Origin of the sequence: Corallococcus sp. AB030 (genome assembly GCF_003668965.1) — a bacterium.
GTDB classification, from domain to species: Bacteria; Myxococcota; Myxococcia; order Myxococcales; family Myxococcaceae; genus Corallococcus; species Corallococcus exiguus.
This window is the reverse complement of the sequence record NZ_RAWQ01000005.1, coordinates 1-24,150: the sequence shown is the minus strand read 5'-3', so window position 1 is coordinate 24,150 and position 24,150 is coordinate 1. Positions and strand designations below refer to the sequence as shown.

The window sequence follows — 24,150 nt, the reverse complement described above, 5'->3', positions numbered from 1 at the left end:
CAGTAGTGGTGTTGAGATGCATGGGGTGGCGGCCGGGCGGGCGGTGGGACAGAAGGGGGCATGAACGTCGGCGTGGACGGCCTGGACCCCTCCTCCATCCAGCTCATTGGTACGGCGGTGACGCCCGCGGTGATGGTGTCCGGGTGCGGCATCCTGGCCACCGGCCTGGACAATCAGATTTCGCGCATCACCGCGCGGATGCGGGACATGGTCCGGGAATGGCGCACGCTGCCGGAGGGCCATGCGCGCCGGTCGCTCCTGCGCGAGGAGGTGGCCATCATGGACCGCCGCCACGCCATCCTCGCGCGGGCCATTGGCTTCACCTACGCGGCGCTCTTGTCCTTCGTGGTGACGTCGCTCCTGTACCTGCTGCGCCGCAGCGTCGCGGTGCCGGAGGGGCTGCCGGTGATGTCCTTCTCCCTGGGCGTGGGGCTGTTGGGTTCCACGGCGGTGCTGGCCCTGGCGTCGCTGCGTTTGAGCCGCCGCGCCATCACGTTGGAGGGCGCGGAGCTCTTCCGCGACGGGCGGCCGGGCGACCCGCCAGCGCCCTGAATTTGTTCCGCAGCGCACGCGAAGGTGCTAGCGGGTGCCTCCGAGACGCGCGGGTCTGGTAGGTCCCGGCTCGCGCGCCTGGTATCGCGCAGGATTCAGCAGCCTCTGTGGCTCAACCCTCACCGTGGAGCACGTGAACATGGCAAACGCCCAGGTCTTCTTCGACATGTCGATTGGTGGCCAGCCCGCCGGCCGCATCGTGATGGAGCTGTTCTCCGACGACGTCCCCAAGACCGCCGAGAACTTCCGCGCCCTGTGCACGGGCGAGAAGGGCACCGGCCGCGGTGGCAAGGCGCTGCACTTCAAGGGCACGCCCTTCCACCGCGTCATCCCGAACTTCATGTGCCAGGGCGGCGACATCACGCTCGGCAATGGCTACGGCGGCGAGTCCATCTACGGTGAGAAGTTCGCGGACGAGAACTTCAAGCACAAGCACACGGGCCCGGGCATCCTCTCCATGGCCAACGCGGGCCCGAACAGCAACGGCTCGCAGTTCTTCCTCACCACGGCCAAGACGGATTGGCTCGACGGCAAGCACGTCGTCTTCGGCAAGGTCGTCGAGGGCATGGACGTGGTGAAGAAGATTGAAGGCGTGGGCAGCCAGTCCGGCGCGACGCGCCAGCCCGTGAAGATCGAGGACAGCGGCCAGCTGTAATCCCGCCGCTCCGTCTCACCCGAAAGGTCCATCCGTGCCTCGCGCGCGGGTGGACCTTCGTCGTTTCCGCCGGAGGCGTTTCAAGACGGCCCGTGGGACGCGTCCTCGTCCTCCTCCTCCTCGCGGGCCTCCTCCGGGCGGAAGGGCCGCGCGGGCACGGCGCCGAACGCGCGCAGCAGCTCCAGGGGGATGGGCAGGATGGTGTGGTTGCCGCCGCTGGTGATCTCCACCAGCGTCTGCAGGTAGCGCAGCTGGAGCGTGGCGGGGTTGCGGCTGAGCACGTCCGCGGCCAGGGCGAGCTTCTCCGCGGCCTGGTGTTCGCCTTCCGCGGCGATGATCTTCGCGCGGCGCTCGCGTTCGGCCTCGGCCTGCCGCGCGATGGCCCGCTGCATCTCAAACGGCAGGTCGATGTGCTTCACCTCCACGTTGGAGACCTTCACGCCCCACGGGTCGGTGCGCGCGTCGAGCACCTGCTGCAATTCGTGGTTGATGCGCTCGCGCTGGGACAACAGGTCGTCCAGCTCCACCTGGCCCAGGATGGCGCGCAGCGTGGTCTGCGCAATCTGGCTGGTGGCGTAGAGGTAGTCCTCCACCTGGAGCACGGCCTTGTCCGCCTGGATGACGCGGAAGTAGACGACGGCGTTGACCTTCACGCTGACGTTGTCCTTGGTGATGACGTCCTGCGGGGGCACGTCGCGCGCCACGGTGCGCAGGTCGATGATGACCATCCGCTCGACGAAGGGGATGAGCCAGCGGAAGCCCGCGCGCTTGAGGCCCACGTAGCGGCCCAGCCGGAACACGACGCCGTTCTGGTACTCGGTGACGATGCGCACGCCGGAGATGAAGAGAAGAAACAGCAGCGCCACGGGGATGAGCCAACCCAGCGCTCCAACCAGCTCGTTCATGGCATCGACTCCGCGACGGTGAGGGTGAGCCCTTCCACGGCGCGCACCACGACCCGGGCGCCCTCGCGGATGGGAGTGAAGGAGACGGCGCGCCAGCGCTCGCCGTGGACGAACACCTCGCCGCCCGAGGGCGTGACGAGGCCCAACGCCGTGCCGGCCTCGCCCACGAGCCCCGCGTCGCCGCCCCGTTGCGGCAGCTTGCGCGTCTGGGCGCTGCGGTACGCGATGAAGGCCGCGGTCCCCGCGAACACGAGCGCCGTGGGCAGCATCACGCCCCACGACAAGCGGAAGGATGGCTCCACGAACCAGCCCGGTTCGAAGCGGTCCACCAGGAACACGCCGCCCAATATCAACAGCCCCACGCCCGCCGCGCCCAGCAGTCCGCTGGTGACGAACAGCTCCGCGAGGATGAGCCCCACGCCCACCAGCATCAGCACCAGCGCCCCCGAGCGCACCGGCAGCGTCGCCGACGCCATCAACGCCAGCACCAGCGCCACGCAGCCAATGAGCCCCGGCGCCACCGCGCCCGGATGGGACAGCTCCACCACCAGGCCCAGCGCCGCGACGAGGAACAGCAGGTAGATGAGCGACGGCTGCGCGAGCGCATGCACCACCCGCTGTGACAGCCCCGGCTCCAGCGACACCACGCGGGCCTCGCGGGTGGCGAGCGTCACGGTGTCTCCATTCGCGACCTCCACGCGGCGGCCATCGACGGCGGAGAGGAAATCAGCCTCGGTGGGAGCAACGAGCTCCACCACGCGAAGCTCCACGGCGCGGTCCGCGGGAACGCTGGCGCTGTCGCGCACGGCGGCCGCGGCCCACTCCGGATTGCGGCCCCGCTGCCGGGCGATGCCCTCCGCGAAGGCGACCGTGTCGTTCTCCACCTTGCGGGCGAGCTCCTCGCCACCCACCTGCTCCACGTCCTCGCCCCCGAAGCCCACGGGATGCGCCGCGCCGATGTTCGTCCCCGGAGCCATGGCGCTCACGTTCGATGCGAGCGCGATGAACACGCCCGCGCTGCCTGCACGTGAGCCGGAAGGTCCCACCCACACGAGCACGGGAACGCGCGAGCCCAGGAACGCGCGCACCACGGTGCGGGTGGCGTCCAAGGAACCGCCCGGAGTGTCCAGCCGCACGAGCAGCGCCGAGGCTCCCTCATCCTCCGCGCGCTTCACGCAGTCCGTGAGGTACGCGCCCGAGCCGGCATCCACCACGCCCTCCAGCTCGCACCGCGCGACGAAGGACGATGAAGCGGGAGCCGCCGGAGCGGCGAGGCCCACGAAGAGGAACGCCAGGAGCCAGCCCCAGAGGACGTGATGGCGCCAGCGCATCCTGTCGACGTGGTCCTGCATGTCCGCCCCCGAATGCGCGCCCCTCTCGCACACGCACTCGGACAACGATGTGCATCGGACCTTCGGATGACCGCGTCTTGAAGCCGGGGGCCTGGAGGGCAGGCGGGCAGGGAGGGCCCGGCGCCCCGCTTGTGCATCCAGTCCTGGACGATGGAGGGGATGCGCGTTGCTGGAGAAGGACGCACCTCCTTAGGGTCAGCCTCTCGCTCTTCTTCCAGGAGGTTTCATGCGCCGTGCCGTGCTGATCATCGCTGCTCTGGGCCTGTCCGCTGTTGGGGCGGGAGCTTGCAGGACCACCCAGCCCCCGGGGACTGAGGACCAGATGCCCATCCAGGGCCCGGACACGAACCGCGAAGTCATCCAGAACGTGCCCAACGAACCGGCGGGCCCCGCGGGTCCCGTCAATGCGCCGGACGTGGACGGTGGCTTCCCCGAGGGCGGCGGGTAGTCTTCCGCGCCATGACGGCGGAGACCACGGTCTACAGGGCGGAGCGCGTGTGGACACTCGATGCGGAGCGTCCGCGCGCGGAAGCATTGGCGGTGCGCGACGGAAGGGTGCTCGCGGTGGGGACGCTCGCGGAAGCGCGCGCCGCCGCGGGGCCTGGCGCGCGTGAAGTGGACCTGGGCCGCGCCACGGTGGTGCCCGGCCTGGTGGACGCGCACGCGCACCTGCACGGTCTGGGGAAGAGCCTGACCACGGTGCGCCTGGAGAAGGCGCCCTCGGTGGAGGACGTCCTCCAGCGTCTGGCGAAGGCGCCCGCGTCGAGCTTCCAGGGGGACTGGTTGCTCGGCAAGGGGTGGGACCAGAACGAGTGGCCCGGCGCCGTGTTCCCTGGCCGCGAGGAACTGGATGCGCGCTTCCCCACGACGCCGGTGTTCCTCATGCGGGTGGATCATCACGCGGCCTGGGTGAACGGCGAGGCGCTGCGCCGCGCGGGCATCACGCGGGACACGCTGGATCCGCCAGGAGGCCGCATCCTCAAGGATGCGAACGGCGAGCCCACCGGCGTCCTCGTGGACAACGCGCTGGACGTGGTGGAGGCCGCCATTCCCGCGCCCACGCGCCAGCAACTGGAGACCCGGTTGCGAGCCGCTCTGGAGCGGTGCGCGCAGGTCGGGCTCACGGGCGTGCACGACGCGGGCATGGACCTGCAGGCCTTCCGCATGTTGCAGGACTGGGACGCCGCGGGGACCTTGCCCCTGCGCGTGTATGCGATGGCGGCGGGGCAGGGGGAACAGCGTCACGGCTATCTGGAGCAGGGGCCGTGGCAGGGGCGTCACCTGTCCATGCGCTCGGTGAAGTTCCTGGCGGATGGAGCGCTGGGAAGCCGGGGCGCGGCGCTGCATGAAGACTACAGCGACGAGCCCGGCCAGCGCGGCCTGTTGCTCCTCTCACCCGAGGAACTCGAGGCACGGGCACAGGCCTTCATGGCCCGGGGCTTCCAGGTGTGCATCCACGCCATTGGAGACCGTGCCAATACATTGGTCGTGGACGTCCTCCTTCGAGGCGCGGAGCGGACGGGCACGCAGGCCCTGCGTCACCGCGTGGAGCACGCGCAGATTCTTCGGCTGGAGGACATCCGGAGGTTGGGCGCGGCGGGCCTGGTGGCCAGCGTGCAGCCCACGCACGCCACCAGCGACATGCCCTGGGCACAGACGCGGCTGGGGCGCGAGCGGCTCCGGGGGGCCTACGCCTGGCGCACGTTGAAGGACGCGGGCGCGCACCTGGCGCTGGGCAGTGACTTCCCCATCGAGAACCCGGACGTGCTCGCGGGGCTCTACGCGGCGCGCACGCGGCAGGACGCGAAGGGCTGGCCGGAGGGCGGCTGGTATCCGGAGGAGCGCCTGAGCGCGGCGGAGGCGCTGGAGGGCTTCACGGTGGGGCCCGCGTGGGCGTCCTTCGAGGAGGCGCGGCGCGGAAGGCTGAAGCCCGGCCTGGACGCGGACTTCGTCGCGCTGTCGGAGGATCCGCTGGAGGGGCCCGCGGCGGCGCTGGTGGACGCGCGCGTGCTGGCCACGGTGGTGGCGGGCGCGGAGGTGTTCCGGGCGGACGGGTGACGCGGCTCACCCGCCGAAGATGTGCGAGCGCGCGGCTTCGGCGATGGCGACGACGGCAGGGTGGCGCAGTCGGCGCTCCACGGTGATGGCGTAGAAGCACTGCTCGATTTCGTCGGTGTGCCCGATGGCGGTGACGTTGAACTGCCGTTGCACCTCGGCGTCGATGATGGAGGGCATGGCGAAGATGCCGTGCCCCTTCTGTCCGAAGGCCTGGAGCAGCGCGCTGTCGTCGAAGTCGCCAGCGATGAGGGGCCGGATGCCGAGCCGCTCGAACCACAGGTCCAGCGAGCGGCGCACCGACGACTCCTCCGACGGCAGCAGCATGGGAGCGCCGTCGAGCGAGCGCGGGAAGTCCTTGCGAAGGTGCGCGAGGGGTTGGGCGGCGAAGAACGTCACGCCGCACTTGCCTAGCAAGTGGTTGAAGGACCGGACGCTGACGGGCTCGGAGCCAGGCGCGTCCGCGAGCACCACGTCCAGCTCATGCAGCGCCAGTTGTGCGAGCAATTGGGGCAGGGGGCTCTCGCGGCAGATGATGCGCAGCGAGGGCCCGGCATCCAGCGCGGGCTTGAGCAGCTGCTCGGCGACGAGCTTGGGGATGACGTCGAGCACGCCCACGTTGAGGCGCAGCTGCTGGCCGGTGGGCAGGCCGGAGACGACGTTCTTCAGCTCGTTGCCCAGGCGGAAGATTTCGTCCGCGTAGCGCATGACGGTGCGGCCCACGTCGGACAGGACGAGCTTGCGGCCCTTGCGCTCGAAGAGCTGGTGGCCCAGCGACTCCTCCAGCAGCTTGATTTGGGCGCTGATGGTGGGCTGGGCGAGGTGCAGCTCTTCACTCGCCTTGGCGATGCTGCCCGCCCGCGCAACCGTCCAGAAATACAGGAGATGGTGGTAGTTGAGCCACGCCATGACTTAGAAATAACCGAAGGGTTTCATCCAAACTAGCTCATTTTTTAAAGTGTCGTCCCCGCTTATCTCTACGTCCGTCACCGCGCGATGGGTGCGCGGGGGACTGATTGGGGAGGTACGCGTCATGGAAGCCATCTACGAGGAGCTTGAGTCCACGACGGTGGAGGGAGTGGAGACCGAGGTGGACTCGGCGGAAGTGGAGATGCGGGTGCGGGGGCACCTGGAGCTGGTTCGTCGGCTGGCCTGGAAGTACCGCTGGACGGGCCTGTCGCTGGAGGAGCTGATGTCGGAGGGCAACGTCGGCCTGGTGGAGGCGGCGCGCCGGTTCGAGGAGCGGGGAGTGCCGTTCGGTGCCTACGCGCAGCAGTGGATCCGCGCGCGCATCCGGGCGTACGTGTCCCGCACCTGGAGTATGGCGGGGGGCCGCGCGCCGTGGATCGTCTTCCAGCTCCGGCGCGAGCGGGCGCGGCTGGAGGCCCGCTGGGGCGAGGGGCACCCGGAGGTGACGAAGCGGTTGGCCGAGGCGCTGGGCAAGAAGGAGGAGGACGTGGTGCGGGGGACGGACGCGCTGGCGAAGGACGTGTCCCTGAACGCGCCCCTGGGCCTGGAGGGGGACGCGACGCGGCTGGACATGCTGGAGTCGGACGAGGACTCGGCGGAGGAGCAGGCGGACCGGGGCGCCTGGGCGGAGAAGCTGCACCAGAGCGTGGCGGCGGCCTGGCCGGAGCTGGACGCGAGGGAGCGGGCGCTGGTGAAGGAGCGGATGCTGGTGGAGGACGGGGTGAGCGCGGAGTTCCTGGCGAAGCGCTTCGGGGTGACGGCGGTGCGCATCCGGCAGATCGAGCAGGGGCTGCGCCAGAAGCTGCGCCAGCGGCTGACGGCGGGCTGCACGGCCTGGGATGGCGAAGCGCCCCGGCTGGCGGCCTGAGTGTCGAGCGAGGAGGAGGGTTGGCGGAAAAGGGGTTGACGTCGCGGGCCAGTGACCGTAAATCGGCGCTGCCGCTCGCGGTGCGCGGTACGCCCAAGTAGCTCAGTCGGTAGAGCAGGGGACTGAAAATCCCCGTGTCGGTGGTTCGATTCCGCCCTTGGGCACACCAGTACGAAGAATCTGAAGGGCGTCGGACTCCGGTCCGGCGCCCTTCGTCGTTTCTGACGTCAGCGGCTCGCACGCGCCGGTGCCGGATGCGCTGCACGCGCACCAATGCGCGCCTGGTCTTCTTCGCTCCCGAAGCGCAGGTCGATGCGCCGCACCGCCTCCACCCATTCCTGGACGGTCCGCGCCCCATCCAGCATCGAGCGGACGAAGGGATCTCCGCGCCGCTCCTGGCAGCGGCTCCACAGGAGCTCGGGTGGCTCGCTCAGCAGGTTCCCGACGGCGCCTTCGTAGGACGGCATCGCTTGCACGTCGCCGTCCGGCTGGATGTACCAGCAGCCACGGCCTGTCTTGAGGCTGAAGTTGCTGGTGGTCTGGACCGCCACGCCCGGTGGCGCGAGCGCCTGCAGCCTCGCGGTGACCGCCGGGTCGTCCAGGGCGTGCATCTCGTCGTCGGTCAGGAACTCCTGGCTGGCGAAGGTCTCCCGCGTCGCCAGCCCCGAGGGCGCGACGGCCCCCAACACCAGGTGGCGAAGCCTCGGGAAGCGGGGCGCCACCTCCGTGCAGAAGCGCTCGAGCTGGTCGTGATTGCTGCGGACCACCACGCATTCGATGTCGAGCCGCATCCCGCTGGAGGCGTGCTGGTTGAGCAGCTCCAGCGCCGCCAGGGTCCGGACGAAGCTGCCGGGACGTCCCCGAATCTTGTCGTGGACGTCCGCCGTCGCGCCATCCAGGCTGACATGGACCTCGTGAAAGACTTCGCCGAGCCGCCGCGCCAGCGCCTCCGTCATCCCCCAGCCACTCGTATAAAGGATTGTCTGGACACCGGCCTTGGACAGGCGTTCGGCAATCCCTGTCAGTCCTGGGACGGTGAGCGGCTCCCCGCCAGAGAACGTCACCTGGCGCAAGCGCATGGAGAGCAGGACGTCGACCAGTTGCTGCATCTTCTCGGGCGGGAGCTGCCGGGAAGGGCGCCTGCCGGATTCTGAGTGGCAGTGGGTGCAGAGCAGCGGGCAACGGTATGTCACCAGCCAGACGAGCGCGCGAGAGTACGGGCTGCCTTGGGTCACTGTCTTTTGCATGGGCTGACAGCCTGGGCCGAACAGGTGGAGGCCCTCGCGTCCGCGGGAGCCTTTCAGGGATGGCTGGATTCGAAGCAATACGCTAGAAAGCATTGCCATTGTAGGGGGGCCGGAGCGTCAGTGATTCGGGGTCCGGTCATCTCCACGCTGACAGGAAATGTCTGCTCCGGGCAGAGCGGGAGGTCGTCATGCCCATCCAGGATGAGTGTTTCTATGTTCGCAACATGGCCTGCACCTTCCTTCGCCGCTCCGACGGGTGTCTGGTCATCTCCGGGCGTGAGGCACTGGAGTTGCGCCGTGCCGACGCGGCGATCGTCGCGGAGTTGATCCGTCTGGCCTCGGTGCCGCTTTCTGGCAGCGAGCTGCGCCGTGGCGCCTCGAAGCTGGAGAACGGCCCCGCCGTGCTGGAGGCGCTCGCGAAGGCCGGCTGCCTCACCGAGGGCCGGACCCTGGACGCGCTGGAGGCGAAGTCCTCCCCCCGGCTCAAGGCGCGAGGACAGCCACCGCTCGGCAACGTCGTGTTCGGGCTGACCGGGGCCGTGGCCAGTGCCTACATGCTCCCCTCCATCGCGCGTCTCCAACCTTTCGCCAGGAGGATCGACGTGGTGGTGACGCGAGCGGCCCGGCCCTTCGTGGCGCCCGCTGCCTTCGAGGCCCACGGCATCCAGGTCTGGGGAAGCGCGTCCGCGCGCCGGGGAGAGGTGCGGGTCCCTCACATCGAACTCGCCGACACCGCCGACCTTGTCGTTGTCTGCCCTGCTTCCGCCCACGCCATCGCCAGGCTGGCCCAGGGGGCCTGCTCCGACCTGGTGTCACTCGTGGTGACCGCGACCCGCGCCCCCGTCATCGTCGTGCCCTCCATGAACGAGGCCATGTGGGACCATCCCGCGGTCCAGCGCAACGTGGCTCGCATCGTCGCGGATGGCGTCCATGTCGTGGAGCCTCACCGGGGGCTGGAGGTCGCCTGGCTTGCGCGGGGCGAGCCTCCACGTCTGGGCTTCGGGACACAGGGACTGCTGGACGGGGCCATGCTCGCGACCTTGACGGCCGTGGCCGCCGGCAAGCCCCGGACGCGCGAGGTTTCGCGGGAGTGAGTCGTGGATGGGCGCTCATCGCGCATCAAGGAGGGTTCCCGGGTGGCTGTCTTTCCCTTCCAGCGGCTCTTGCGTGACGGACGCCTTCGCGTCCGGTCGCTCGCGACGGTGCTCTCCCAGGTGCGTGCCACCGTCCGCCTCGCCTGGGAGGCGGACCGGGCCTCCATGGCGTGGAGCGCGGGGCTGACGCTGCTCGCGGCGCTGTTCCCGCCGGCCATCGTCTACGTGGGAAAGCTCGTCGTCGATGGGGTCCTGGCCGCCGCGAAGACCCGGAGCGAGGCCCTCTCCTCCCACACCTTGTGGCTGGTGGCGCTGGAGTTCGCGCTCGTCCTTGCCTCCGCCGCCCTGGGCCGGCTCATCGCGCTCGTCCACGAGGTCCTCCAGGCGCGCCTCACCACCGCCACCAACCTCAAGATCCTTCACAAGGCGTTGGCGTTGGAGCTGCGCCACTTCGAGGACCCCCAGGTCCACGACACGATGCAGAAGGCGCGGCGGGTGGCGGACAGCCGGCCCCTGGTGATTGTCGTGAACCTGTTCTCGACCGTGCAGCACGGCGTCACGCTCGCGAGCTACGCGGCGCTCCTCCTGGCCTTGTCGCCCTGGAGCGCGCTCATCCTGGTCGCGGCGTCCCTGCCGGCCTTCTTCGTGGAGGCACGCCTCGCCCGCGAGTCGTTCGAACTCCACTCGGAGCGCGCGGGGGCCGCGCGGCGGCTCGACTATCTGGAATGGCTGCTCACGCGGGACAACCATGCCAAGGAGGTCAAGCTGTATGGCCTGGGCTCCATCATCCTGGACCGCTACCAGCGGTTGGCCCGGTTGTTCTACGAGCGGGACCGGAAGTACGAGCGGCGGCGGTTGTCCTTCGGGCTGGGCTTCGGGGCGCTGTCCATCCTCGCCTTCTACGGGTGCTATGCGTTCGTGGTGGCCCGGACCGTCATGGGCGTCCTCACCCTGGGGGAGATGATTCTCTATATCGCGGTCTTCCGGCAGGGGCAGACGGCGCTCCAGGCGACCCTGCTGTCCATCGGGTCCGTCTACCGGGAGTCGCTCTTCATGTCGGACCTGTTCCAGTATCTCGCGGTGCCCACGGACCAGGAGGGCGCGCGCGTGCTTCCCCCGCGGAGCCCGGTGCGGGGGCGGGCCCAGACCATCGAGTTCCGCGACGTGTCGTTCCGGTACGCGGGACAGCAGGGGTGGGCGCTGCGGCACGTCAACCTGACCCTCCCCGCGGGGGAGAAGCTCGCCGTCGTCGGGGAGAACGGGGCGGGCAAGAGCACCTTCGTGAAGTTGCTGCTGCGCTTCTACGAGCCGACGGAGGGGTCCATCACCTACGGCGGCGTCGACCTGCGGGACATGGACCCCGGCGACCTCCGCTCCCGCTTCAGCGCGGTGTTCCAGGACTTCGTCCGCTACCAGTTCAGCGCCGCCGACAACATCGGGCTGGGGGACACCCAGCACTGGCAGGACGCGGCGCGGATCCAGGCGGCGGCGGAGAAAGGCGGTGCCAGCACGCTCATCGAGTCGCTGCCCCGGAAGCTCGACACGCTGCTGGGCCTGTGGTTCGAGTCAGGCCAGGACCTGTCCGTGGGGCAATGGCAGAAGCTGGCTGTCAGCCGCGCCTTCATGCGCGACGCGGAGGCGCTCATCCTGGACGAGCCGACGGCGAGCCTCGATGCCCGCGCCGAGCAGCGCTTCTTCGAGAGCTTCCGGGCCCTCGCCGAGGACCGGACCGCGCTCATCATCTCCCACCGGTTCTCCACGGTGCGGATCGCCGACCGCGTCGTCGTGCTGCACAACGGGGAGATCCAGGAGCTGGGCTCCCACGAAGAACTGCTTCGCCGTGGTGGACAGTACGCGCATCTCTTCCAGCTCCATGCGGACGGCCACGGCGACGAGCCTGCTTCGGGACGCGCGGGGCGCTGAGCCCGCGGACTGCCCGGCCTCAGCTCAGCGCCCCCCGGAATGTCCGGGGCACATAGTGCAGGAACAGGGACGTGGAGCGGCAGCCCTCGGGGAGCGTGGGGCGGGCGTGGGGGATGTCGCAGCCACGGTAGAACGCACACTCGCCCGATGTCTGGTGGAGGGTGCCCGGCCTGCCGCCAGGCGGACTGAAGACGAGCGGCCAACTGCCGGGCCCCGTCCGGCCTGACGTGAAGTCGACCAGCAGGGTTCCGCTGAACCGGCACTGCGCCCGGTCGGTGTGGCGGGCGAGCCGCGCGCCGGGCTGGTAGCAGCCCAGGTAGTTGTAGGAGGGCCGGGCTTCGACATCGAAGAGGTTCGACACGACGCCCGCGAGCTGTTCGTGGAAGAAGCTGGAGACCGGATCGTTGTGCCGCACGTAGCGCAAGCTCTGGGGGTCTCCCAGCACCAGCAGCCCGCTGCTCACGAGGCCCCGGTAGTAGGCGCGGAGGGCTTTCATCTGCGCGGGGTGGAAGAGCCCCGCCATGTTGGCATAGCCCCGGTGCTCCAGGAGGATGCGCGCGGAGTCGAGCGCGTAGCGCCAGGTGGCCCGCTCCCGGGTGAGCTCCTCCTGGGAGAGGAGGATGCGCGCGGCCCTCAGCGCCTGGAACTCCCGGGGCGTGAGCGTGGGCGCGGATCCGCCAGGCCGCAGCCGGGTGCAGGCCCCGACAAGCCAGCCGGGGACCTCGTGGACGGCGGTGATGCCGGTGACGGCATCGCGCACCAGCGCGAGCGGTAAGCGCCCGGTCAGTCCGAGCAGGCCCAGATGGCGCTTCTCCCGAGGAAGCCGTGGGGGCGCCGTCAGCAGCTTGAAGCCCGTCACCACGACGGTGCCGGGCGCGAGACGCGGCTTGCGGCCCGCCGCCGGGAGGTCTTCTCCCAGGAGGCAGCCGAAGCGCGGGGCCTGGGGAACCTCCGAGGGCGGGACCAGGTATCCGGCCTCGCGCAGGACCGACACCTCGGTCTCGTCCAACTCCAGGCGGCCGCGGCCGTGGCTCCGGGCGCTCTCCGCCAGCGCCCGGAGCGACTGGAACAGCCGAGGGTGCAGCCGGCTGTCGATGGCGGTCGTCAGCCTGCCTCTCCCGGGAAACGGCGCGGAGACCCGGAGCCCGACCGGGGCGGAGCGCTCGCGGGTGAGCTCGATGGATGCGAAGGGGTTCACCACGAGGTTGGACACAGCGCCTCCTTGATTTGGGCCGCTCCTAGCGGATCCGCCTGCGGTGCCGGTTCAGCAGCCGGTAGGCCGGCAGGGCCCATTGCTTGACGGCGTCATGGACGGCGGGGCCCGCGATGCGCCGCTTGAGCGCGGTGTCCGCGATGAAGCGGCGCTTGCCCCGCGGGTCCTTGGAGTACACCCGCAGGCTCTTCTCGACGCGCGCCCGCTCCGCCCGGGTGGGGTGGACGCCAAACGCATCCATGACCGCCACCAGCCGCTCCAGGTCGATGTCCTCGTAGTTGAGCAGGTGGGCCTTCGCATCCGCGCTGTCAGCGGCCACTCCGCAGAAATGGCTGACGGCTCGCGCGCAGTACTCCTCGCGCGTCATGGCGTCCACGGTCCGGGGACCCCAGCCAAAGTACCGTTTGACCTGCTCCGGTGTGGGCCGGTCCATCCAGCCGGAGGGGCGGGCCATGTTGGACACCACGACGTCCACGGGGTCCCGGTAGATGAAGAGCCACGGCACGTCCGGCCAGAGCCTGCGGACGACATCCAGACGGACGGTCTCCAGACTGGCGAACTTGATGAAGAGCCGGCGGTCGCGCTTCGTGCGGCGCCGGCCGAAGACCTTGACCAGACTGCGAAGCAGGGCGTCCCGCTCCGCCTGCGCCGCGGCGGACGCGCCCCGGGGCCTGGGGCCTGGCACCGAGGCCAGCAGGAGCGACGACAGGACGTCGGGCTCGCCGGGAACGAGGGTGCCGTCCAGGCAGCGCAGCGCGTTCTGCACCAGCGTCGAGCCGCACCGGGACATGTGGAAGATGAAGCCGGAGGGCGACAGCCCGTCGATGGCTTCCGCCACCTGATGGACCGTGGCCGGACTGCTGACGTTGCGCCCGATGCGCGGATGGCGCTGGAGCAGGAGTGCGATGGACTCGTCGTAGAAGGGTCCTTCCTGGAAGCGCCCCGCCTCGTTGATCCATTCGATGCCGCGGGGCTCCTCGGCCAGACGGTCCCAGGCGGGAATCCACCCCTCCCAGAGCGCCGCCATGGCGCCCCGGGGCGGCGGGGGGATGGGATGCACCAGCTTCGCGCCCATGAAGTCACCCGTCATTGGACGACACGATGTGGAACAACCCCTCGTGGGTCAGCCGGCGCACGAGCGTCACCCTGCCCTCGTCATCCAGGGGCCCCGGAAGCTCACCCACCTGGAAGCGCGGCGTCCGCAAGATGAAGCGCAGCGCCTCGCCGAAGTCCGCCGGCACCGACACGGCCCGCTGGCCGAACTGGAGCGTGGCCTTGCCGTCGCCTTCGCGGTAGCGCATCAGGGGCCCGAACCGCCGCTGGACCTGGCTGCGCGTGTGGACACGGGCCGCGTCTTCCTCGGAGCCCAGCGTCAACCCCGACACGCGCGAGCGGCTCCTCATCAGGACCTCGACGACCTCGGAGACCGCCGCGTCCGGGTCGAGCGACTGGAACAGCGCCTCACCCAGCCGGCGGAACTCCCCGCGCAATTCATCCCAGGCGGCGCTGTCGCTGGCGAAGCCCGGAGGCAGCCCGCGGCGCAGGCGGGGCTCCTGGTGGGCCCGCTGGAAGACGGCGGAGGCCAGGCAGTCCGCGTAGGTGATGGACTTGAAGCCCACCGTCAGGTGGAGCGAATGGCCGCCATCCGTCCGGGCCTCGTGGACATGGCCCCGAGGCAGGTAGAGCAGGTCCCCCGGCTCCAGCGTGAAGCGCTGGGTCGGCGACGAGTTGTCCACCTGCGAGGGCTGGTGGCGCGTGACGCGGAAGCGCTGGGCGTCCTCCAGGTTCTCGAAGCGGAAGGGCGGGACGTACTCGAGCGGCAGGTCCACCGGCGGAGGGCTCAGGCTCCACGTCTTGCGGCCGGCCACCTGGAGCACGAGGACGTCGTGGCGGTCGAAGTGGGCCTGCACCCCCTGGGACCTGGCCGGTGAGCAGTAGAGGTTGACGTTCACCGGCGCGCTGAGGCGCTGCTCCAATGACAAGCACAGGTCGCGGATGGAGGTCGAGAAGCGGTGGGCCGCGTTCACCCGGAGCGTGCTGCCGGCTTCGTAGCCCGCCTGGAGGAGCTGTGCGTCGGGGGCGCGGGTCGGGTCCTTCATCCTGTTGCGCGGCAGGTCGGAGCGCAGCAGCTCGACCGCGGCCGGGTCCAGCGCGAGGGCCGAGGCGACCAGGTGGTCGAGCCCGGCCTGGGACAGCAGGGGGGCGTAGAAGTCCGGCTGGCCCCGGGAAAGACGGTAGAAACGCTTCTCCCAATGGTCCGCCAGGAAGGCCTCTGGCGTCAGGTCTCCGAGCAGCGCCTCCAGGCTTGGGGCATAGCTGGCGGGTGCGAGGGCTTGCCGCCGCGGGGTCCGGGCGGAGCGGAGTCTGGGTTTCACGGGAGAGGGAGTCGGGCCTGGCGGGAGGGTGGGTGGCAATGCATGGCTTTCCCAGGCGGATGGAGGACCTGGGCAATCATTGTTCTGGTGCTGTGTGTCTGACAAGTGAAAGCGTGAAGGGTTTCCGGGGAAATGACCCGTCATTGAGCCGTCATGGTAAAGAATTACGGAGACGACGGCCGGGGGTGGTTGCCATTCAGCGCGAGGATTGGGGTTCGGCGCGCATCCGGGCCTGGAGCAGCGTTTCCGCGAGGGCCTGTGCCACGCTTTCCTGTCCCCGCCGTGAACCCAGCCGGCGGTTCGCGGCCATGTGCGTGAAGGACAGCGCCTCACGAGGTCCCGCGTTGGGAGTGGCGTCGCGCCATGCCCGCAGCAGCTCCATCAGCGCCCGAGGGGGGGCGTCCCGCCCCAGCTGTTCCAGCAGGTCCTGCCGGGCGCGGAGCCGGCGGATGAGGGGCGCGATCTCGGTTCGCCGGGAACGCTCGCGGCACGCGGCGGCGCCCGCGGCACGGCCCAGGAGCAGCTCCAGGTAGGCGGCCATCACCGCTCCCGTTTCGATGAGCAGCCGCTCCGGCTCCCTGCCCGCGCCCCAGCTCCCGAGCGCGGAGTCGCTGTCCCAGGTGAAGACGCGGAGCGCGGCGTCCAGCGCGTCGGCGCCGCCATAGCGGAAGGTCTCCGGGCGGAAGGTCTCCTGGCGGACGTCCGTGGCGCCGTGCTCGAGCGCGAGGTCGAGCAGGGACTCGAAGCGGTCGAGCGGGGACTCTCCACGCCAGCGCAGGCGGACCAGCCGGCGGGGCCCTTCCGCGAAGCGGACGTAGTGCCAGTCACCGGGGCTGGCGGGGAGCATGGGGCGCAAGGCGACGAGGAGCCTGCGCTGCGCCGCCTCGTCGGCGAAGAGGGTGAAGGAGCGCCACTGCCGGTGGATCCGCGTCCCGTCGGTGGGGGGCCTTTGTTGGCGCGGAGCCGGGGCGGGCAGCCGGCGGCGGAAGCTGGGGACCACCTCGCACACCACGGTCCTCGCGGTGGCCTCTTCCAGCCAGGGCGCCTCTTCCAGATAGCAGGAGGCCGCGGCGGACCGGCTCGCGCGGAGGAGCTCCGTCCGTCCCCAGTGGGACTCCAGGTCGATGGGGAGCCGCCGCTCGTTCTCCACGAGGCAGACGACGCGGGGGACGCCATTCGCCTCGCGCCAGTCGCGCAGGGCCCCGGCGCGCTCCCGCGAGTACGGCCCGCCGGGACGCCAGCGCGCCAGACAGAGGATCTGCCCCCGCCAGGTGAGGCGCGGCAGCCGGGGAAGGTTTCCGAGTTCCCGCCAGTCGAAGCCTCCCGGATGGCGCGCGCCCTCCATCGCCAGTTCCAGGAGCAGCCTCGCGACGCGCGGGCTCGCGCGGGGGGCCAGCATGTGACCCTGGTGCAGCACCAGCGGCGTGCCGTCGCGGAGCGCGAAGACGAAGCCCTCCGGCGCCGCCCGCACCATCACGTCCTCGGGGCGGACCCGCCGCCGGGAGGCCATCCGGGGAGCGCCGTTGCAGATCACCTCGCTCGACCAGGCATGCGCGGCCCAGCGCAGCGAGGGAGGCGAGTCCGCGCGTGTCCAGACCACCTCCGCGTGCAGGGCTCCCCGCTCCCCCTCCCAGGTCCGCTGGTGGCCCAGGACCTCGTCGCGGAAGGTCTGGGGCAGACACCCCAGGAACCTCCCGAGCGAGCGATGCGGCGCGCCCGAGCCGTGCAGGCTCCCTGGGACGAGCGTGAACGCTCCCCGCTCCAGGTCGGCCTGGCTGGAGGCGACGAGCAGACAGCCCGCCTCGAACCCGTCCGCGACGGGAACCTCCCGCGCGGCGGGGGCGGCGAAGCGCGAGAGCTCGTCATCCTCGAGGACGGCCCGTCCCCCGGCGGCCATGCCCCGGTGGTACACGGTGGCCAGCCAGCGGGCACGGGCCTCGTCGGCGGGTGACGGGGGCTCCAGGTCGGCCTCCCATGGCGCGGGCAGTCCGCTGATGAGCGGATCCGCCAGCTCCGCGGCGCAGACCCATTCGTCCGTGAAGCGGTCCCGGAACAGGCGGTGATAGGTCCGGAGCCTGCGGGCGCTGTCGGGGAGCGACTGGCACGACAGCAGCGCCAGTGCCCGGTGGGCGATGGCCCGCCGCACCGATGCCGGCAGGGGGACCGTTTCGGCGACGACCGCCGCCGTCACGCCTTGGAAGGAGTCCACTTCACCGGGCTTCAGGAACCGCTCGGTCAGCTCCGGCTGCGCGACAGTGTCGAGCAGCCTCACCCGCACCAGTTGTTCCTGGACGGGGGAGCGCCCGCGGTCTGGATGGATGCCGCGCAGCTCGCGCCACAGCTCTTCGCGGAAGTCGAGGAGCGCCTCTTCCTGGGAGTGCGCTTCCGCCGCCACGATGCGGTTGCCGCGACGGGCGAGGACGCGCTCCGAGGCCAGCACCCGGCGGTGTCCGGTGTTCGCCTGGAGTCCCGCGACGCGAATGGGCAGCGCGCGGAGGTCCGGCCAGCTGCCCTCCGGTGCGTCGAAGCGCGCCGCCGCCGCCCACGCGAGCAACCCCACCGGTGTGCAGCGCGAGGCGGCGCGCAGCAGGTAGCGCAGCAGGGCGCCCCGGGCGGCGTCATCCTTCCCCCCGCCCTCCCAGTACTGGAGCAGTTGGGGGCTGGCCGTGGCGATGAGCGGACGCAGCTCCGGACGCTGGAGCTGCTCCTCCAGCCAGGTGTGGAGCGCCGCCGCCTCCTGACCCGGGTCGTCCCGGGCCAGGGCCTGGAGCTCCGCCAGGAGGCCCGGAGCCAGGGCGGGCAGGCGCAGCGCGCCGTGCACCAGGGACTCCAACTCCAGCGCCCCGAGTCCCAGCCGCCTCGCCATCCCGGCCAGGGACGCCTCGGGTGCGGCCCCCGGCGTCACGGGCCCTCTTCGGGCTGCGTCGCCAACCACGCCACGAAGACGAACTTCTCCCCGCGCGAGACCCGCTCGGCGCCATGGAGCAGGCTGGAGTCGAAGAGCACGGCCATGCCGCCATGCGGTTGGACGCGGATGTCCAGCTTGGGAAAGGCTGTCTCTCCGCCGTCGAAGTCGTCGTTGAGGTAGCAGACGATGGACAGGCGGCGCTTGCCGCCGGGGCGGTCATCCCGGTGGAGCCGGTAGAAGTCGTTCACGCCGTAGCGGACCAGTTGCAGCGGCGTCAGCATGAGGTGCCTCCAGGGCAGCCAGTCCGCGCCAGCCAGCGCCAACTGGAGCCGCTCCCGGAAGTCCGCGAAAGCCTCCGGGAGGACCTTCTCGGTCAGCACCCGCGCCGAGCGGACCTGGGGCTTCAGCACCTTGCCCTCCCGGTTCAGCACCGTCGCGGCATCCCAGTCCGGGGACTGCTTCGCCAGCGCCACGATGTGCTTCGCCTGCTGGCGGGTGAAGAGCTTGCCCAGGGCGATTCCCACCTCCAGGGGCATGAAGGCCTCGACCTGCCGCGAAGGTCGCGGCGCTGGCGCGCGCGCACGTCTTCCGGCCGCGCTCATGGGCGCCCCCCCTGGCGTGAGCGGCCGCGCCCACGGCTCCGTCCCCGGGGGGGCTCGGCGCTGGGCGGCACCGTCAGGTAGAGGGTCCGCGGCGCCTCTTCCTTCATGTGCAGCGCAATCCCAGGCGGGAGGTCGACACCGAGCACCTCCTTGATGACACGCCGGGGGGTCGCCAGCAGCTTCATGCGGAAGAGGGGATCGACGCGCGCGCGCCGGGCGATCGCGACCTTCAATGCCTGCCATGGGCTTTCCCAGTGCCGCTCCATCCCGTCAGTCCTCCTCTTGGCGCAAGGCGTAGAGCAGGCCCTCGCGGGTCAGCCGGCCCACCAGCGCGAGCCGGCCCTCGTCATCCAGTGGCCCCGGTAGCGCCCGCACCTGGAAGCGGGGGGTTCGCTGGATGAACCGCAGGGCTTCACCGAAGTCCGCCGGCACCGACACGGTCCGTTGTCCGAACTGGAGCCGCGCCTTGCCCGCGCCCTCGCTGTAGTGCAGGAGTTGCCCCGCCCGCCGCTCGACCCGGTCCTGGAGGCCCAGGTGGGCCGCGTCGTCCTCCGAGCCCAGCGTCATCCCCGTGAGCTGGCCGCGCTTGTGAAGGAAGGCCCGGGCGATGTCGGTGACCGCTGCCTCCACGTCGAGCGCCTGGGGCAGCCGCTCCCCCAGCCGGCGGAGTTCCTCGTGCACCTCTTCCTGGACGGTGCCTCCGAGGAGGAAGCCGGGCGGCAGGGAGCGGCGCAGGGCGGGCTCCCGGTGGGCCAACTGGTACAGGGCGGACGCCAGGCAGTCCACGTACGTGAGCGTCTTGAACCCGAGCGTCAGGTGGACCGAATGGGTGCCATCCGCGCGCGACTCGTGGACGTGGCCCCGGGGCAGGTAGAGCAGGTCTCCTGCCTCCAGCACGAAGTGCTCGGTGGGGCCGTCGCTCCCCGCCGGCTGGAACCGGGGGGTGCGGAAGCCGCGCGAATCCTCCAGGTCCTCGAAGCGGAAGGGCGGGACGTACTCGAGCGGCAGGTCCGTCTCCCGCGGCGACAGGCTCCACTTCCGCCGGCCAGACACCTGCAACACGAAGCAGTGCCGGTCGAAGTGCACCTGCGCCGTCTCCGAACGGGCGGGGGCGCAGTAGAGGTTGACGTTCACCAGCGCGCCGAGTCCCTGCTCCAGGTGTCCCCGGAGCTGGCGCAGCGGGCCCAGGAACCGGTGGGCCGCGTTGACGCGCAGGGTGTTGCCCGCGTCGTAGCCCTCCTGGAGGCGCTGGGCGTCCAGGGGACGCCCGGCGTCCCCCGGCCGCGCGCGAGGCAGCAGCTCCACGCTGGTGGGGTCCAGCGCGAGCGCGGAGGCGATCAGATGATCGATCTCCGCCCGGGGCAGCAGCGGCGCGTAGAAGTCCGGCTGCCCTCGGGAGAGGTGGTAGACCCGCTGCTCCCAGTGGTCCGCAAGGAAGGCCACTGGCGTCAGGCCTCCGAGCAGGGCTTCGAGGCTCGGCGCATGGACCGGAGGCGCGAACGCTTCCTGCCGCGCGACACGGGCGGAGCGAGGTCGGGGCTTCACGGAGGGACGGGGCGCCCTAGCAGGACGGCGGGTTGCTGTCGCCGGGGCAGTCCTCGGGGCAGGACGGCGGGAAGTCGAGGCCGCTCTGGACGACCTCGATCTCCAGGGCCGTCAGCTTGCGCTCGCTCCTGGGAACGATGATGTAGAGCTGCTGGGGCGTCTCTTCGAAGGGCTGCAGGCGCAGGCCCTTGGGCAGCGGATAGCCCACGGCCTCCTCGAAGGCCGCCTCCGGGTGGGCCAGCAACTTCTTGCGGAAGTCCGGGTCGTTGCGGGCCCGCGCCTTGAGCAGGGGCTTGAGTTCGGCCCAGGCGAAGACCGGCTCCGCGGCCAGCTGCGGCGTGACCGTGCTGCGGGAGCGCGTCACGACGGACTTCGTGCGCTGGCCGCGGCCCTGCGCCGCCGCGGGCTTGATCATCTTCTGGGCGGTGCGCGTGGCGGACTTCGAGGACGTCGTCGTGGTGCGCCTGCCTGTCGTGCTGGCCATGATTCCTCCGGGCACTTCGTTTGTGTTTGCGTGTCCCGGGTGACCCTTCCAATCACTGAAGGCAGGCGCTCACCCGGCGCGCTCTGCATCAAAGACAAGCTACACAGGCATTGTCGTGGATTGCAAGGGCGTCAGGCGTTATTTGAAGGGCCTGGGTGGATTGGGGGCAATCATTGCAAAATTCCGCCAATCCTGGCGTGGGATGGCAGGCATTTCCCCTGGGGGCGCGCCATGGCTAGAGTTCGCGCGTGGTCGCGTCTGTCCAAGCAAGTCCTTTCATCCGGTCCCCTTCGCGCAGGTGTCCTCTCGAATGAGCGCCCAGATCCAGCACCCCCTGCCCATGCCCTCCCGCGCCGTCATGGCCAGACTCTGGAAGGGCTGGCTTCCGGCCGCGGTCCGGTTGGAGGCCGACGTCCCGCGCGTGCTGTGGCTCCAGGCCGGGGAACACTACGAGGAAGCCCCCTTCTACCGGCACGCGGTGGAGGCGCTGATGCGGCGTGAGCCGCGCATCACCCGCAACCGCACGAGCCTGGGGACGGTGAACCTGGTGGGGGACGTCCTGGACGCGCTCAAGCCTTCCGGGTTCATCTTCCACATGTCCCGCTGTGGCTCGACGCTGGTCCAGAACGCCTTGCGGTGCCTGGACGGAAGCATCGTCCCTGGCGAACCAGAGCCGCTGTGCACGCTGCTGACGCCGTACTCCCCCAGCGTGTGGCCGGGCGAGCGCGAAGACTGGGAGGCGAGGCGCGACGCGTTGCTCCGCAGCATGGTGCGCATCTTCGGGCAGCGGCGGCGGCCCGGCGACCGGCGATACTTCGTGAAGTTCACCAGCCGCAACAGCGTGCAGCTCGACGTCATCCGGAGGCTGTGGCCGGACGTGCCGTGGCTCTTCGTCTACCGGAACCCGGTCGACGTCATGGTCTCGAACCTGTCACGGCCTCCGGGCTGGATGCGAATGCCCGCGGACTGGAAGACCCTGCACTTTGGCTGGAGCGGGGAGCAGCTCGCGGACATGACGCCCGAGGAATACTGCGCGCGGGTGGTGGGGAGCTTCTGCTCGGCCGCGGCGCGAAGCGCGGACGGGCGTGCATACCTGCTCAACTACGAGGACATCGACCTGCCGCGGATCCGCGCGGTGATGGAGGCCTTCGGCGTCCGGCCCACCCGGGCGGAGCAGGCGCGCGCCGAGGAGAGCCTGCGGGTGTACTCCAAGGACCCCAGTGGCCAGCGGGCCTTCACCGGGGACACCGCCCTCAAGCGGCGCGTCGCGGGACCGGCGGTGGAGCGCGCGGCGGAGCGCTGGGCGCTGCCAGCCTTCTCCGTGCTCGACCGGCATCCCCGCCGGCTCCGCTAGCGGGTCCGGACGCGGTCGAGCACGCCGGGAAAGCTGGAGGCGCGCGAAGGAGGTGCCTTCAGGTAGGCGAAGTTCGACCGCCGGTCGTAGACCCGGCTCAGCAGCGCCAGCAGGTGCAGGTAGCGCTTGTGCAGGCGCAGCCCCTGGGTCGCGGTGGCGCTGGGGTGCCATTGGTCCGCGTACGTGTCGTCCGCGAGCGAGGCGCGCCTGAACGGTTCCAGGAGCGAGGCCAGTCCCTGGAGGAGGGCTTCGACCCTCGGCCGCAGCGCCGGCTGGTTCGCGTGGGCCCTCAAATAGAGGATGAGCGTGGGATAGGTGACGGCGATGGAGGGCTCCACCCGGACCTTGGCCACCTCCAGCCGCTCCACCAACCCGAAGGAGGCCGGCGTCGCGAAGACCCCGCGAATGAGGCCGGACAGGGAGTCCTCCAGCGCCTCCTCCGGGAGGTACAGGTTGATGCGCAGCAGCCCCTTCACGTCCACGGGGGCGCGGGTGAAGGCCGTGATGATGTCGGGGCGCCGCCGGGCGATCTCCGTGCGGGCACGCCGGGGCGACAAGCGCTGGTCCAGCGCCGCCAGGGCGGCTTCCGCGTACTCCACGCTGCGCAGGTTGGTGCGCCCGTCAATCTGCCGCCGCCATCCCTCCAACGCCTCCTCCAGGGCGGGGAACGGGCCGCCCCCCATGCGCGCCGCGAGCTCTCGGCAGCACTCGTGCAGCAGCAGGTTGGCCTGGTTCAGGGGCGCGTTGAGGACGCGAACCCTCTCCATCTGCTGTTCAGCGTCCGTGCCGGTGGGAAAGAGGATGAATGTGAAATTGTTTGGAATAGGTGGAATGAAGAGCTGGGAGTATCCCGTGAGCCCGAGGATCGCCGTGCGTTGCGCGACGCGGAGTGGGTGCATGGGAATGGCCTGGAATTGAAAGCGGTTGCGGGCGGAATGAGGGAGGATTCAAGGGCTTGCGTCCTCCATCAGGTGGTAGCGTATCGGGCGTGAAGAGGCCCTGCCAGTCCTTGACAGGGTTTCCGCCGCCGCCAGCAGCCCGGAAGAGAAAGGACACGTGCGCGCCATGTGGTGGGATGATTTGAAGCAGGACGTACGATTCGCGGCACGGACCCTGCGGCGTGCTCCCGGCTTCGTCATCATCGCCGTGCTTTGTCTGGCGCTAGGCATTGGAGCCAATGGCCTGGTCTTCAGCGTGGTCAACGGCGTGTTGCTGCGCCCGCTGTCCTACCCAGACCCCGAGCGGCTGGTGGTGCTGGGGGAGCGCAACGGCGGGGGGATGGTGTCCTGGCCCACCTTCCTGGAGTGGAAGCAGCAGACCGCCACCTTCGAGCGGATGACGGCTTTCACGGAAGGGGGTGTCATCCTCTCGGGGGAGGCCGCGCCCGAGCGTCTGATGGCCACGCGAGGCACCGCGGACTACTTCGCCGTCCATGGGGTCGCGCCGCTGCTCGGGCGCACCTTCGAGTCCGGGGAGGACCTGCCCGGCCGGGCGCCCGTGGCGGTCCTGGGCGAGGCAATGTGGCGGCGGCGTTTTGGCGCGGACCCCTCGGTGCTGGGCCGGACGCTGGTGATGGATGGGGTGTCCCGCACGGTGGTGGGGGTGATGCCGGCCTCGTTCTCCCAGGAGATGGACGTGTGGCTCCCCCTGGAGACCCCCGCGGACTCGGAGGCGCCCAATCGCAGCCACATCCTCACGGTGCGCGCTCGGCTGGGGAAGGGCGTGTCCGTGGAGCAGGCGGACGCGCTGCTCAAACAGCTGGCCGCGCGGATGGAGGCCCTGTACCCGGCGGCGCAGAAGGGGCGGGGCGCGGCGGTGCTCTCGCTGTCCCAGATGGAGACCCGTGCGTGGCGCACGCCGCTCCAGGTGCTGCTCGGCGCCGTCGGGCTCGTCCTGCTGATTGCCTGTACCAACGTCGCGAACCTGTTGCTGGCGCGCGCGGGTGCCCGTCAGCAGGAGCTGGCGATCCGCGTGGCGTTGGGGGCGCGGCGGGGCCGGCTTGTCCGGCAGTTCCTGGTGGAGAGCCTGTTGCTGGCGCTGGTGGGAGGG

Annotated in this window: 22 protein-coding genes and 1 tRNA gene; 10 read left to right on the top strand and 13 right to left on the bottom strand. The window is 70.6% G+C overall.

Annotated elements, in window-relative coordinates; all coding sequences use genetic code 11:
• Window positions 1-60: 60 nt before the first annotated feature.
• Together D7Y15_RS02290 and D7Y15_RS02285 are read left to right on the top strand one after the other, a co-directional pair.
• Window positions 61-552 carry a DUF2721 domain-containing protein gene (locus tag D7Y15_RS02290; protein ID WP_120577438.1) on the top strand — a complete coding sequence of 164 codons (492 nt, stop codon included), beginning with the start codon at window positions 61-63 and terminating at the stop codon, window positions 550-552.
• A gap of 139 nt (window positions 553-691) precedes the next feature.
• Window positions 692-1,207 (top strand): peptidylprolyl isomerase, encoded by a 516-nt coding sequence (locus tag D7Y15_RS02285; protein ID WP_120577448.1) that lies wholly within the window; start codon window positions 692-694, stop codon window positions 1,205-1,207.
• Between the two features lie 80 nt (window positions 1,208-1,287).
• Here the strand turns inward: D7Y15_RS02285 and D7Y15_RS02280 are convergent, their stop codons facing one another.
• Together D7Y15_RS02280 and D7Y15_RS02275 are read right to left on the bottom strand one after the other, a co-directional pair.
• A complete protein-coding gene (locus tag D7Y15_RS02280) occupies window positions 1,288-2,112 on the bottom strand; it encodes a slipin family protein (protein ID WP_121751569.1) in 825 nt (274 codons plus the stop codon).
• The gene (locus tag D7Y15_RS02275; protein WP_233604807.1) at window positions 2,109-3,443 is read right to left on the bottom strand and encodes a nodulation protein NfeD; all 1,335 of its coding nucleotides are present in this window, start codon (window positions 3,441-3,443) and stop codon (window positions 2,109-2,111) included. Before D7Y15_RS02275 ends, D7Y15_RS02280 begins: the two co-directional genes overlap by 4 nt.
• A 247-nt stretch (window positions 3,444-3,690) precedes the next feature.
• On the opposite strand from D7Y15_RS02275, the gene D7Y15_RS02270 reads away from it, so the two are divergent.
• Window positions 3,691-3,912 carry a hypothetical protein gene (locus D7Y15_RS02270; RefSeq protein ID WP_120577435.1) on the top strand — a complete coding sequence of 74 codons (222 nt, stop codon included), beginning with the start codon at window positions 3,691-3,693 and terminating at the stop codon, window positions 3,910-3,912.
• Window positions 3,913-3,923: 11 nt separating this feature from the next.
• Complete coding sequence (locus D7Y15_RS02265; protein WP_121751568.1) at window positions 3,924-5,522, top strand: amidohydrolase; 1,599 nt, start codon at window positions 3,924-3,926, stop codon at window positions 5,520-5,522.
• Between the two features lie 6 nt (window positions 5,523-5,528).
• Here D7Y15_RS02265 and nhaR read toward each other — a convergent pair whose 3' ends face one another.
• Window positions 5,529-6,428 (bottom strand): transcriptional activator NhaR, encoded by a 900-nt coding sequence (gene nhaR, locus D7Y15_RS02260; RefSeq protein WP_014393518.1) that lies wholly within the window; start codon window positions 6,426-6,428, stop codon window positions 5,529-5,531.
• Window positions 6,429-6,552: 124 nt separating this feature from the next.
• Between nhaR and D7Y15_RS02255 the strand changes: the two genes are divergently transcribed.
• Both D7Y15_RS02255 and D7Y15_RS02250 read left to right on the top strand, forming a co-directional pair.
• The gene (locus D7Y15_RS02255) at window positions 6,553-7,356 is read left to right on the top strand and encodes a sigma-70 family RNA polymerase sigma factor (protein ID WP_121751567.1); all 804 of its coding nucleotides are present in this window, start codon (window positions 6,553-6,555) and stop codon (window positions 7,354-7,356) included.
• A 91-nt stretch (window positions 7,357-7,447) separates the two neighbouring features.
• Window positions 7,448-7,520 (top strand) — tRNA-Phe (locus tag D7Y15_RS02250).
• A 63-nt stretch (window positions 7,521-7,583) separates the two neighbouring features.
• On the opposite strand, the gene D7Y15_RS02245 is transcribed toward D7Y15_RS02250, so the two are convergent.
• Complete coding sequence (locus D7Y15_RS02245; protein WP_158624424.1) at window positions 7,584-8,603, bottom strand: radical SAM protein; 1,020 nt, start codon at window positions 8,601-8,603, stop codon at window positions 7,584-7,586.
• Window positions 8,604-8,791: 188 nt separating this feature from the next.
• Here D7Y15_RS02245 and D7Y15_RS02240 point away from each other — a divergent pair, with 188 nt between their 5' ends.
• On the top strand, window positions 8,792-9,697 hold the full coding sequence (locus D7Y15_RS02240) for a flavoprotein (protein ID WP_121751566.1): 906 nt from the start codon (window positions 8,792-8,794) through the stop codon (window positions 9,695-9,697).
• Window positions 9,698-9,739: 42 nt separating this feature from the next.
• Window positions 9,740-11,620: an ABC transporter ATP-binding protein gene (locus D7Y15_RS02235; protein ID WP_255430323.1), complete on the top strand. Its 1,881-nt coding sequence runs from the start codon at window positions 9,740-9,742 to the stop codon at window positions 11,618-11,620.
• Between the two features lie 19 nt (window positions 11,621-11,639).
• On the opposite strand, the gene D7Y15_RS02230 is transcribed toward D7Y15_RS02235, so the two are convergent.
• From D7Y15_RS02230 to D7Y15_RS02200, 8 genes are all read right to left on the bottom strand, one after another.
• The gene (locus tag D7Y15_RS02230; protein WP_121751565.1) at window positions 11,640-12,833 is read right to left on the bottom strand and encodes a hypothetical protein; all 1,194 of its coding nucleotides are present in this window, start codon (window positions 12,831-12,833) and stop codon (window positions 11,640-11,642) included.
• A gap of 25 nt (window positions 12,834-12,858) precedes the next feature.
• On the bottom strand, window positions 12,859-13,923 hold the full coding sequence (locus tag D7Y15_RS02225) for a hypothetical protein (protein WP_120577428.1): 1,065 nt from the start codon (window positions 13,921-13,923) through the stop codon (window positions 12,859-12,861).
• A complete protein-coding gene (locus D7Y15_RS02220; protein ID WP_158624423.1) occupies window positions 13,913-15,208 on the bottom strand; it encodes a cupin domain-containing protein in 1,296 nt (431 codons plus the stop codon). Before D7Y15_RS02220 ends, D7Y15_RS02225 begins: the two co-directional genes overlap by 11 nt.
• A gap of 196 nt (window positions 15,209-15,404) precedes the next feature.
• Window positions 15,405-18,113, bottom strand: a complete 2,709-nt coding sequence (locus tag D7Y15_RS02215; protein WP_148712677.1) for a thiopeptide-type bacteriocin biosynthesis protein — start codon at window positions 18,111-18,113, stop codon at window positions 15,405-15,407.
• Entirely contained in the window at window positions 18,110-18,652 is a 543-nt protein-coding gene (locus D7Y15_RS44585) for a 2OG-Fe(II) oxygenase (RefSeq protein ID WP_158628993.1), read from the bottom strand. Before D7Y15_RS44585 ends, D7Y15_RS02215 begins: the two co-directional genes overlap by 4 nt.
• Before the next feature lie 62 nt (window positions 18,653-18,714).
• Entirely contained in the window at window positions 18,715-18,984 is a 270-nt protein-coding gene (locus D7Y15_RS44580; RefSeq protein WP_158628992.1) for a hypothetical protein, read from the bottom strand.
• Between the two features lie 4 nt (window positions 18,985-18,988).
• Window positions 18,989-20,263: a cupin domain-containing protein gene (locus D7Y15_RS46525; RefSeq protein WP_121751562.1), complete on the bottom strand. Its 1,275-nt coding sequence runs from the start codon at window positions 20,261-20,263 to the stop codon at window positions 18,989-18,991.
• A 16-nt stretch (window positions 20,264-20,279) separates the two neighbouring features.
• On the bottom strand, window positions 20,280-20,747 hold the full coding sequence (locus D7Y15_RS02200) for a hypothetical protein (protein ID WP_121751561.1): 468 nt from the start codon (window positions 20,745-20,747) through the stop codon (window positions 20,280-20,282).
• A 310-nt stretch (window positions 20,748-21,057) separates the two neighbouring features.
• On the opposite strand from D7Y15_RS02200, the gene D7Y15_RS02195 reads away from it, so the two are divergent.
• The gene (locus tag D7Y15_RS02195; RefSeq protein WP_126935393.1) at window positions 21,058-22,101 is read left to right on the top strand and encodes a sulfotransferase; all 1,044 of its coding nucleotides are present in this window, start codon (window positions 21,058-21,060) and stop codon (window positions 22,099-22,101) included.
• Here the strand turns inward: D7Y15_RS02195 and D7Y15_RS02190 are convergent.
• A complete protein-coding gene (locus D7Y15_RS02190; RefSeq protein ID WP_121751559.1) occupies window positions 22,098-22,868 on the bottom strand; it encodes a hypothetical protein in 771 nt (256 codons plus the stop codon). The genes D7Y15_RS02195 and D7Y15_RS02190 overlap by 4 nt on opposite strands.
• 298 nt (window positions 22,869-23,166) lie before the next feature.
• On the opposite strand from D7Y15_RS02190, the gene D7Y15_RS02185 reads away from it, so the two are divergent.
• Window positions 23,167-24,150 (top strand): ABC transporter permease (locus tag D7Y15_RS02185; RefSeq protein WP_121751558.1); only part of this gene is annotated, 984 nt, incomplete at its 3' end.